General features: G+C 68.8%; 9 protein-coding genes. All 9 read left to right on the forward strand.

Annotated elements, in window-relative coordinates; genetic code table 11:
- Positions 1-39: 39 nt before the first annotated feature.
- Positions 40-1,587 (forward strand): ABC transporter ATP-binding protein, encoded by a 1,548-nt coding sequence (locus ACQY7V_RS07455; RefSeq protein ID WP_235362095.1) that lies wholly within the window; start codon positions 40-42, stop codon positions 1,585-1,587.
- Positions 1,584-2,816, forward strand: a complete 1,233-nt coding sequence (locus ACQY7V_RS07460) for an ABC transporter permease (RefSeq protein WP_154476326.1) — start codon at positions 1,584-1,586, stop codon at positions 2,814-2,816. The genes ACQY7V_RS07455 and ACQY7V_RS07460 overlap by 4 nt, the downstream gene beginning before the upstream one ends.
- Entirely contained in the window at positions 2,813-4,099 is a 1,287-nt protein-coding gene (locus tag ACQY7V_RS07465; protein ID WP_428639609.1) for an ABC transporter permease, read from the forward strand. Before ACQY7V_RS07460 ends, ACQY7V_RS07465 begins: the two co-directional genes overlap by 4 nt.
- A 10-nt stretch (positions 4,100-4,109) precedes the next feature.
- Complete coding sequence (locus ACQY7V_RS07470) at positions 4,110-4,541, forward strand: cytidine deaminase (RefSeq protein ID WP_428639610.1); 432 nt, start codon at positions 4,110-4,112, stop codon at positions 4,539-4,541.
- A gap of 97 nt (positions 4,542-4,638) precedes the next feature.
- A complete protein-coding gene (locus ACQY7V_RS07475) occupies positions 4,639-5,922 on the forward strand; it encodes a thymidine phosphorylase (protein ID WP_154476330.1) in 1,284 nt (427 codons plus the stop codon).
- A gap of 84 nt (positions 5,923-6,006) precedes the next feature.
- Complete coding sequence (locus tag ACQY7V_RS07480) at positions 6,007-6,954, forward strand: sugar-binding transcriptional regulator (RefSeq protein ID WP_303773560.1); 948 nt, start codon at positions 6,007-6,009, stop codon at positions 6,952-6,954.
- 134 nt (positions 6,955-7,088) lie between these two features.
- Positions 7,089-7,796: a purine-nucleoside phosphorylase gene (gene deoD / locus ACQY7V_RS07485; protein WP_154476335.1), complete on the forward strand. Its 708-nt coding sequence runs from the start codon at positions 7,089-7,091 to the stop codon at positions 7,794-7,796.
- 13 nt (positions 7,797-7,809) lie between these two features.
- Positions 7,810-8,463 (forward strand): deoxyribose-phosphate aldolase, encoded by a 654-nt coding sequence (gene deoC / locus ACQY7V_RS07490; RefSeq protein ID WP_154476337.1) that lies wholly within the window; start codon positions 7,810-7,812, stop codon positions 8,461-8,463.
- A gap of 4 nt (positions 8,464-8,467) precedes the next feature.
- A complete protein-coding gene (locus tag ACQY7V_RS07495; protein WP_320772492.1) occupies positions 8,468-10,144 on the forward strand; it encodes a phospho-sugar mutase in 1,677 nt (558 codons plus the stop codon).
- Positions 10,145-10,177: the final 33 nt, after the last annotated feature.

Below are 10,177 nucleotides of genomic sequence, written 5' to 3' on the forward strand. Positions count from 1 at the left end.
CTTACCGACACTCGAAGAAGAGCCAAAGGCAGGTTCCCAGTGAAACTGGAACTCAGGGGGATTACGAAGCGCTTCGGGCCCCTGGTCGCGAACGACCACATCGACCTCACCATCGAGGAAGGGCGGATCCACGCCCTCCTCGGAGAGAACGGCGCCGGCAAATCGACGCTCATGAACGTCCTCTACGGACTCCACCAGCCCGACGAGGGGCAGATCCTCATCGACGGCGAACCCGTCGTCTTCAAGGGGCCCGGCGACGCGGTCGCCGCCGGGATCGGCATGGTGCACCAGCACTTCATGCTCATCCCCGTCTTCACGGTCGCCGAATCGATCGCCCTGGGCGATGAGCCGGTCGGCAAGGCCGGGCTCATCGATCTGGCCAAGGCCCGCGCCCTCGTGAACGAGGTCTCCGCCCGCTTCGGATTCGACCTCGACCCCGACGCGAAGATCGAAGACCTCCCCGTCGGCGCCCAGCAGCGCGTGGAGATCGTCAAAGCCCTCTCCCGCGAGGCGAAGGTCCTCATCCTCGACGAGCCGACCGCCGTCCTCACCCCGCAGGAGACCGACGAGCTCATGGCCATCATGCGCCAGCTCGCCGACTCGGGAACCTCCATCGTCTTCATCACCCACAAGCTCCGCGAGGTCCGCGCGGTCTCCGACGACATCACCGTCATCCGTCGCGGCGCCGTCGTCGGCACCGCCTCGCCCGAAGAGTCCGAGAACGAGCTCGCCAACAAGATGGTCGGCCGCGCGATCATGCTCAAAGTCGAGAAGGAGGAGGCCAAGCCGGCGGGCGGGGGCCTCTCCTTCGACAAGGTCTCGCTCCTGGGCCCCTCCGGCAACACGATCCTCGATCACGTCAGCCTCGACGTCGAACGGGGCGAGGTCGTCGCCGTCGCCGGCGTTCAGGGCAACGGCCAGACCGAGCTCGCCGAAGCCATCCTCGGCCTCGTCAACCCCGACTCCGGTTCGATCACCCTCGAAGGCGTCGACATCACCCACGCCGGGCCGCGCAAGTCGCTCGACGCGGGCATCGGCTTCATCCCCGAGGACCGCTCCACCGACGGCATCATCGCCGGCTTCTCCATCTCGGAGAACCTCATCCTCGACCAGTTCGACAAGGCGCCCTTCGCGGCCGGCCCGGCCCTCAGGCTCGGCGTCATCGAGAAGAACGCGAAGGCCCTCGAGCAGGAGTACGACATCCGCCTCACCTCCATCGAGGACCCGATCTCCTCCCTCTCGGGCGGCAACCAGCAGAAGGTCGTCGTCGCCCGCGAGCTCTCCAAGGACCTCAACCTCCTCGTCGCGAACCAGCCGACCCGCGGCGTCGACGTCGGCTCCATCGAGTTCATCCACAAGCAGATCGTCTCCGTGCGCGACCAGGGGACGCCCGTTCTGCTCATCTCCTCCGAGCTCGACGAGGTCGTGGCGCTCGCCGATCGCATCGCGGTCATGTACCGCGGGCGGGTCATGGGCGTCGTCGCCCCCGATACCCCGCGTGAGGTCCTCGGCCTCATGATGGCGGGCGTGCCCCTCGAAGAGGCCCTCGCCTCCCAGTCCGATTCCACCCAGGAGGAGGCACGATGACGAAGAAACCCCAATCCAAGGGCGGCCTCGTCGCCCGGCACATCCTCGGATCGAAGTGGTTCGTTTCGATCCTCGCAGTCCTCATCGCCTTCGCGATCGGCGCGATCCTCATCGTCATGGCCGGCGCCTCGGTGACCGACGCCTACTACGCGATGTTCCGCGGCGCGATCTTCGACCCGGAGGCCAAGAGCTTCGTCCGCCAGATCAAGCCGATCACGAACACGCTGCTCTACGCGACCCCGCTCATCATCGGCGGCCTCGGCCTCGCCTTCGGCTTCCGCGCGGGACTGTTCAACATCGGCGGCAAGGGCCAGGTCATCTTCGGCGCGCTCGCCGCCGTCTGGGTCGGCTTCAACCTCCACCTGCCGCCGGTCCTGCACACCGTCGTCGCCCTCCTCGCCGCGGTCGTCGCGGGAGCGCTGTACGCGGGGATCGCGGGCTTCCTCAAGGCCCGCACCGGGGCCAATGAGGTCATCGTCACGATCATGCTCAACTCGATCGCGGCCCTCACCCTCGGCTACGTGCTCGCGAAGAAGTCCTGGCAGGTCCCCGGCTCGAACCAGCCGCAGACCCCCGATGTCGCCGACACGGCGGCCTTCCTCCCGATCCTCCCCTCGCCCTTCAAGCTCCACGCGGGCATCATCGTCGCCCTCCTGGCCGTCGTCGTGTTCTGGTGGATCCTGGACCGCTCGACCCTCGGCTTCCAGGTGCGCGCCGTCGGCGCCAACCCCGCGGCCGCCCGCACCGCCGGCATCTCCGTCGAGAAGATCACCACGATCACGATGATGATCTCCGGGGCCTTCATGGGCCTCGTCGGCGCGAATGAAGCCCTCGGAACCGTCGGGTACGTCTCGCGCGACATCGCGGGATCGCTCGGCTTCGACGCGATCACCGTCGCCCTGCTCGGACGCAACAAGCCGCTCGGAACCATGTTCGCAGGCCTCCTCTTCGGCGCCTTCAAGGCCGGCGGCTACACGATGCAGCCCAAGGGCGTTCCGATCGACATGATCCTCATCCTCCAGTCGGTCATCGTCCTGCTCATCGCCGCCCCCGCCCTCGTGCGCTGGCTCTTCCGCCTGCCCAAGGAGTCCGAGAAGTCGCTGCGCGCCGAGCTCGCCGCCCTCGGCATCGACGATGAGGCCCCCGCCCTCGTCACCCCGGCGACCACGAAGGCGGCCGAGACCGCCGTCGACGCCACGGCCGCCGATGCGGAAGGAGAATCGCGATGACCACCACCCGAACTCAAACCGACGTCATGGACGACGTCCAGGTGAGGCGCTCCTGGAAGCTGCCGATCGTCTACACCCTCGCGGCGCTCCTGCTCGCCTTCTTCTCCTTCACGGCGAAGGGCGAGGTCACGATCCGTCTCAACGACAAGTCGCAGGCGTTCGAGATCCCCGATCTCGTCCTCGGCGGCGCGGGCATCCTGTGGGTGCTGCTCGCCCTCGTCGCGCTCGTCGCCGTCTGGTCGATCGTCACGACCTCGATGCGGGCCAAGAGCCCCCGCTGGGTCCAGACCTGCGCGATGCTCCTCGCGGGCATCGCCACGACCCTCGCCTTCCTCATCTACGCCGGCACCGGATCCTCCGGCGTCGTCACCCTCACCTCGACCCTCGTGTCGACGGTGGCGATCTCGACGCCGCTCATCTTCGGCGCCCTCTCGGGCGTCGTGTCCGAGCACGTCGGCGTCGTCAACATCGCGATCGAGGGCGACCTGCTCGTCGGCGCATTCGCCGGCGTCATGGCGGCCTCCTTCTTCCAAACCCCCTACGCGGGCCTCGTCGCGGCCCCCCTCGCAGGGGCGCTGCTCGGCAGCCTGCTCGCCCTGTTCTCCGTCCGCTACGGAGTGGATCAGATCATCGTCGGCGTCGTGCTCAACGTGCTCGCCCTGGGCCTGACCACCTTCTTCTACGGGACGCTCATGAAGGTCTCGCCCGAGACCCTCAACACGAACAGGTTCTCCCTGGCGCCGCTGAAGATCCCCTTCCTCGCGGAGATCCCGATCATCGGCCCGATGCTGTTCAACCAGACGGTGCTCGTGTACCTCATGTACGCGACCGTCGTCTTCCTCGCGGTCTTCCTCTACCGCTCGCGCTGGGGCCTGCGCCTGCGCGCCTGCGGCGAGCACCCGAAGGCCGCCGACACCGTCGGCATCAACGTCAACCGCACCCGTTCGCGCAACACGATCCTCGCCTCGGCCTTCGCGGGCCTCGGCGGCGCGTTCTTCACGATCGGTTCGGGCCTGGCCTTCACGGACAACATCTCCGCGGGCAACGGCTACATCGCCCTCGCGGCGATGATCCTCGGCAAGTGGCATCCGATCGGCGCCATGTCGGCGGCCGTCATGTTCGGCTTCGCCCAGGCCGTCGCGAGGATGCTGCCGAACGTGGCGCCCGCGATCCCCTCCGACCTCGTGTCGATGATCCCCTACGTCGTGACGATCATCGCGGTCGCCGGATTCGTCGGGAAGTCGAAGGCCCCCGCGGCTGAGAACATCCCCTACGTGAAGTGAAGGACTCATCATGGTGGACTCTGTCGATGAGGCGATCTGGGACCGCCTGCGCGCCGCGGCGATCGAGGCGATGAAGCGGGCCTACTGCCCCTACTCCGGGTACCCCGTGGGCGCAGCGGGCCTCGCCGAGGACGGGAGCATCGTCGTCGGTTCGAACGTCGAGAACGCCGCCTACGGCTGCGGGCACTGCGCGGAGACCTCGATGGTCTCCGAGCTCATCCGCACGGGTGCGGGCCGCCTCCTCGCAGTCGCCTGCGTGAACGGGAACTCCGAATCGGTGGTGCCCTGCGGCCGCTGCCGACAGGTGATCTTCGAGCACGGCGGTCCGAACTGCCTCGTCCTCATGCCGACCGGCGTCATGCCGATGAGCGAGGTCCTCCCTCAAGGATTCGGCCCCAGCGACCTCGACGAGGTCGCCACCTCCACCCCGCGCAAGGATTGAGGGCCCGGTCGGCTCCGGAGGCGCCGGAGCCGACCGCCCCCGTCCCCTCGTACAGCTTCGGGCGCTCCCGGCAGCGCCCGCAGGAAGGAAAGAGAAGATGGAAGCTTTCGACGTCGTCGACGTCATCCGGACCAAGCGGGACGGCGGCGTTCTCAGCGGCGAGCAGATCGACTGGACGATCGACGCCTACACCCGTGGTGCCGTCAAGGACGAGCAGATGGCGGCGCTCGCGATGGCGGTCTTCCTGCGCGGGATGAACCGCGAGGAGATCGCCCGGTGGACGAAGGCCATGATCGCCTCGGGCGAGCGCATGGACTTCGGCCGCATCGCGCGCCCCACCGCCGACAAGCACTCGACCGGGGGAGTGGGCGACAAGATCACCCTGCCGCTCGCGCCCCTCGTCGCCGTGTTCGACGTGGCCGTCCCGCAGCTGTCCGGCCGCGGCCTCGGGCACACGGGCGGAACCCTGGACAAGCTCGAGTCGATCCCCGGCTGGCGGGCCGCCATGACGAATGAGGAGATCTACCGCGAGCTCGGCGAGGGCTGCGGCGCGGTGATCTGCGCCGCCGGAGCGGGCCTGGCGCCCGCGGACAAGAAGCTCTACGCGCTGCGCGACATCACCTCGACGGTCGACTGCATCCCGCTCATCGCCTCCTCGATCATGTCGAAGAAGATCGCCGAGGGCACGGGTTCGCTGGTCCTCGACGTGAAGGTCGGCTCGGGCGCCTTCATGAAGGACCTCGAGCAGGCGCGTGAACTCGCCCGGACCATGGTCGATCTCGGTACGGACGCGGGGGTGAAGACCTTCGCCTACCTCACCGACATGTCGACCCCGCTCGGCCTCAAGGTCGGCAACGCCCTCGAGGTGGAGGAGTCCGTCGAGGTGCTCGCCGGCGGCGGCCCCGCGGATGTCGTCGAGCTCACCTGCGCGCTCGCGCGCAAGATGCTCGAGATGTCGGGCAAGTCCGATGTCGATGTCGAGGCGGCCCTCAAGGACGGCCGCGCGATGGACCGCTGGCGCGACATGATCCGCGCTCAGGGCGGCGATCCGGAGGCGGAGCTGGCGACCTCGCTCCACACGCACACCGTCGTCGCCGAGGCCGACGGCGTCCTGGAAGCCCTCGATGCGCTCGCCGTCGGCGTCGCCTCCTGGCGCCTGGGCGCCGGACGCGCCGTGAAGGAGGATCCGGTCCAGGCGGGCGCGGGCATCGAGATCCACGCGAAGCCCGGTGCGGTCGTGAAGAAGGGCCAGCCCCTGCTCACCCTCCACACCGATGACGAGTGGCGCATCGCCCGTGCTCTGGAGTCGCTCGAGGGCGGCGTCCAGATCGGCTCGGCCGCCCCCGAGACCCGTTCGGTGATCCTCGGAGAGGTCGAGTAGGGCGCAGCGCGGCCGCGCGCACCCCTGGGGATGCGTGCGGCCGCGCGCATCGGGGGTGCGGAGCGCGGCACGGAAGGAGGAATGGTGGACAAGAGGGACGAACAGGCGATCGAGGCCGTCCGGCTCTATTTCGAGCGCGGCCTGAGTCAGGCCGAGGTCGCCGCCAAGATGGGCATCTCGCGTCCGACCGTCGCCAAGCTCCTGCTGCGCGGCAAAGAGGCCGGGTTCGTCACCGTGGAGATCCACGACCCTCGAGAGACCTCGTCGGTGCTGGGGGAGCAGCTCGCTCAGCGATTCGGCTTGGTCGAAGCGCGGGTCGTCCATGATTCCGGTGCGTCCGAGCGCGAGATCCTCGACGATCTCGGACGCGTCGGCGCGGGCCTCGTCGAGTCCCTCGTCGAGGACGGCATGAGCGTCGGCGTCTCCTGGGGGCGGACGATGAACGCCATCGCTTCGCGCCTGCGCCGCACGCTGAGGCGCGATGTCGAGATCGTCCAGCTCAAGGGCGGGACCTCGCATTCCTCGGAGGCGACCAATGATTTCGAGGTCATGAGGGCCTTCTGCGAGGCCTTCAATGCGGTTCCGCGCTACTTGCCCCTGCCGGTGATCTTCGAGGACGTGCGCACCTTGGAGATCGTGCGATCGGATCCGCATATCGCCTCGATCCTCGAGGCGGGGCGGCAGACGGACCTCGTGGTCTTCACGGTCGGGGACGTCGCCGCCGAGAGCCTGGCGCTCAGCCATTCCCACCTCAAGGGTTCGGAGGCGCGCGAGTTGCTCGCGGGCGCGGTGGGGGATGCGTGTTCGCGCTTCTTCACCGCCGAGGGCGAGATCGCGGTGCCGGGCATCGATGAGAGGACCGCGGGCATTTCCCTGAAGGACCTCGCCTCGCGTCCGATCCGCGTGCTCGTCGCGGGCGGTCCGAAGAAGGCGGCGGCTCTTGCGACGGCCCTGCGGATGGGCTTGGCGACGCATGTCGTGGTCGATCAGGATCTCGCGCGGGTGCTTCTCGCCGAATCCGCTCGCGCCTGAGCCCCGCCCTCGTAGCGAACAAATGTAAAATCCAAGCTTGACACTTTGGAATACCTCTGATTAGTCTGATCGGACCCCGGCGCAAGGACGCCCGGCGAAAGGATTCGCCGTCACGGGTCCACGAAGGAGAAGAAATGAAGGCAACGCCGCATATCGACCCCCAGGCCCCGATCGCTGAGACGATCCTGCTGCCCGGCGACCCGCTCCGCGCGAAATTCATCGCCGAGACCTACCTCGAGGACGCGGTCCAGTTCAACTCCGTGCGCAACATGCTCGGCTTCACCGGCACCTACCAGGGCACCCCGGTCTCCGTCATGGGCTCGGGCATGGGCATCCCCTCGATCTCCCTCTACTCCTGGGAGCTCATCCACGTCTTCGGATGCAAGAAGCTCATCCGCATCGGCTCCTGCGGCGCGATGCAGCCGGGGGTCAACCTCTACGACGTCGTCATCGGACAGGCCGCCTGCTCCAACTCGGCATTCATGGACCAGTACGATCTGCCGGGCACCTACGCGCCGATCGCCTCCTACCGGCTCATCGAAGCCGTTCGCCGCCGCGCCGAGGAGAACGGCGTCACCACCCACGTCGGCAACATCTTGTCCTCGGACACCTTCTACAACGCCGACGAGACCTTCAACGAACGCTGGCAGAGGATGGGGATCCTCGCCGTCGAAATGGAATCCGCGGGCCTGTACGCCACCGCCGCGCACGCCGGCGTCGAAGCGCTCGGCATGTTCACAGTCTCGGACTCGCTCGTCACGGGCGAAGCCACAACCGCAAAGGAACGCGAGACCGCGTTCACCCAGATGATGGAACTCGCGCTGCCCCTGGCGCAGATCTGAGGAAGGCACCACCATGAAGAAGACCGAAGTCGCCCAGATGATCGACCACACCCTCCTCAAGCCCGAGGCGACCGCCGCCGATGTCGCGGCCCTCGTCGCCCAGGGCGCCGAGCTCGGCACCTACTCGGTGTGCGTCTCGCCCTCCATGCTGCCCCTCGAGGCCCCCGAGGGCCTCATGGTCGCCTGCGTCGCGGGCTTCCCCTCGGGCGCCGTCAAGCCCGAGATCAAGGCCGCCGAGGCCGCGCGCGCCGTTGAGGACGGCGCCGACGAAGTCGACATGGTCATCAACATCGCCCTCGTGAAGGAAGGCCGCGAGGCCGAGCTCGAAGCCGAGATCCGCGCCGTGCGCGACGCCGTCCCCGCACCGCGCGTCCTCAAGGTCATCATCGAGTCCGCGGCCCTGACCGACGAGGAGATCGTCATGGCCTGCCGCGCCTCCGAGAACGCGGGGGCCGATTTCGTGAAGACCTCCACCGGTTTCCACCCCGCCGGGGGCGCCTCGGTGCACGCCGTGAAGCTCATGCGCGAAACCGTCGGAGACCGCCTCGGCGTCAAGGCCTCGGGCGGGATCCGCGATGCCGCGACCGCCCTGGCCATGATCGAGGCCGGAGCCTCGCGCCTCGGCGTGTCGGCGACGGTCGCGATCCTCGAGGGCATCGAGGAGTGACGCGATGAACGATCAGCTCCTCGCGACGGCCCGAGAATGGGCCGCCCATGACCCGGACGGTCAGACCTCCTCGGCGCTCCTGGCTTCCATCGAGGCCGCTTCGGCGGGTGACGAGGGCGCCCTGGCCGAACTGCGGGCCGCGATGAACGGGCCCCTCGAGTTCGGCACCGCGGGTCTGCGCGGCGAGATCGGCCCGGGCGAATCCCGGATGAACCTCGCCGTCGTCATCCGTGCGACCGCGGGCCTCGCCGCCTACCTCAAGACTCAGACCGAGCGCGAACCCCGCGTCGTCATCGGCTGCGACGCCCGGCACGGCTCCGTCGACTTCGCCCGTGCGGCTGCGCGCGTCGTGTCGGCTGCGGGCTGCCGGGCCCTGGCCCTCCCGCTCTCGCACCCGACCCCGCTCACCTCCTTCGCGGTGCGCGCCCTCGACGCCGATGCGGGCATCATGATCACCGCTTCGCACAACCCCGCCAAGGACAACGGCTACAAGGTCTACCTGGGCGGAAGCGTCGTCACCGACGCCGGTCAGGGCGCCCAGATCGTGCCCCCGCACGACGCGGGCATCGCCGCCGCCATCGCGGCGGCCGCCCCGGCCGACGAGGTCCCGCAGGACGAGGAGCGCATCGAGCAGGTCGATCCGCGCGACGACTACGTCGCGGCCGCCGCGGCCCTGGCCACCGGCGAGCACCGGGGAGACCTCAAGATCACCCTGACCGCGATGCACGGCGTCGGCGGAGCGCTCACCGAGCGCGTCCTCAAGGAGGCGGGCTTCACTCAGGTGTCGCTCGTCGCCGAGCAGGCGGCGCCCGACCCCGACTTCCCGACCGTCTCCTTCCCGAACCCGGAGGAGCCCGGCGCCCTCGATCTGGCGATGGCGCATGCGCGCGAGCACGGATCGGACCTCATCATCGCCGTCGATCCCGACGCCGATCGCTGCGCCCTGGCCATCCCGGACGAGGAATCGGCGAGCGGATGGCGTCAGCTCACCGGCGACGAAACGGGCTCGATCCTCGGCGAGTTCCTGGCCGAGCGCGCGCCGAAGGGCGGGGTCTTCGCCAACTCGATCGTGTCGAGCCGCCAGCTCGAGCGGATCGCCGCGGCGCACGGCCTCGACTACCGCCACACCCTCACGGGATTCAAGTGGATCGCCCGCACCCCGGGCATCGTCTTCGGCTACGAGGAGGCCATCGGCTTCTGCCCCGATCCCGAGCACGCGCGCGACAAGGACGGCATCTCGACCTCGGTCGTCGCCGCCTCCCTGTTCGCCGAGCTCAAGGCGCAGGGCCGCACCGGTCAGGACGAGCTCGAGCGCATGGCCCGCGCCTACGGCTGCTACGTGACGATGCCGCTCACCTTCCGCGTCGAGAACCTCGGTCTCATCGCCGAGGGCATGGATCGCCTGCGCGAGAACCCGCCGGCGCAGCTCGCGGGCTCGCCGGTCGTCTCCGTCGTCGACATGTCCCGGGGATGGGACGGCCTGCCGGGCACGAACGCGATCATGGTCACCACTGAGGCGAACGACCGCGTCATCGCCAGGCCGTCCGGCACCGAGCCGAAGCTCAAGTGCTACCTCGAGGTCATCCTCCCCGTCGAGGAGGGTGCTCCGGTCCCCTGGTCGCAGGCGCGCGAACGCCTGGAGACGATCAAGGCCGAGTTCGGAGCCGCGATCGGCATCTGAAAGTCCCACCGTGGGCCCGGCCTGTGATGACTA

The organism is Schaalia sp. (assembly GCF_050312375.1).
Taxonomy (GTDB): domain Bacteria; phylum Actinomycetota; class Actinomycetes; order Actinomycetales; family Actinomycetaceae; genus Pauljensenia; species Pauljensenia hyovaginalis.

Coding starts and splice junctions, on each gene's coding strand:
- deoD (WP_154476335.1), top strand. CDS start 7,089: ATGAAGGCAACGCCGCATATCGACCCCCAGGCCCCGATCGCTGAGACG.
- deoC (WP_154476337.1), top strand. CDS start 7,810: ATGAAGAAGACCGAAGTCGCCCAGATGATCGACCACACCCTCCTCAAG.
- ACQY7V_RS07475 (WP_154476330.1), top strand. CDS start 4,639: ATGGAAGCTTTCGACGTCGTCGACGTCATCCGGACCAAGCGGGACGGC.
- ACQY7V_RS07470 (WP_428639610.1), top strand. CDS start 4,110: ATGGTGGACTCTGTCGATGAGGCGATCTGGGACCGCCTGCGCGCCGCG.
- ACQY7V_RS07495 (WP_320772492.1), top strand. CDS start 8,468: ATGAACGATCAGCTCCTCGCGACGGCCCGAGAATGGGCCGCCCATGAC.
- ACQY7V_RS07460 (WP_154476326.1), top strand. CDS start 1,584: ATGACGAAGAAACCCCAATCCAAGGGCGGCCTCGTCGCCCGGCACATC.
- ACQY7V_RS07465 (WP_428639609.1), top strand. CDS start 2,813: ATGACCACCACCCGAACTCAAACCGACGTCATGGACGACGTCCAGGTG.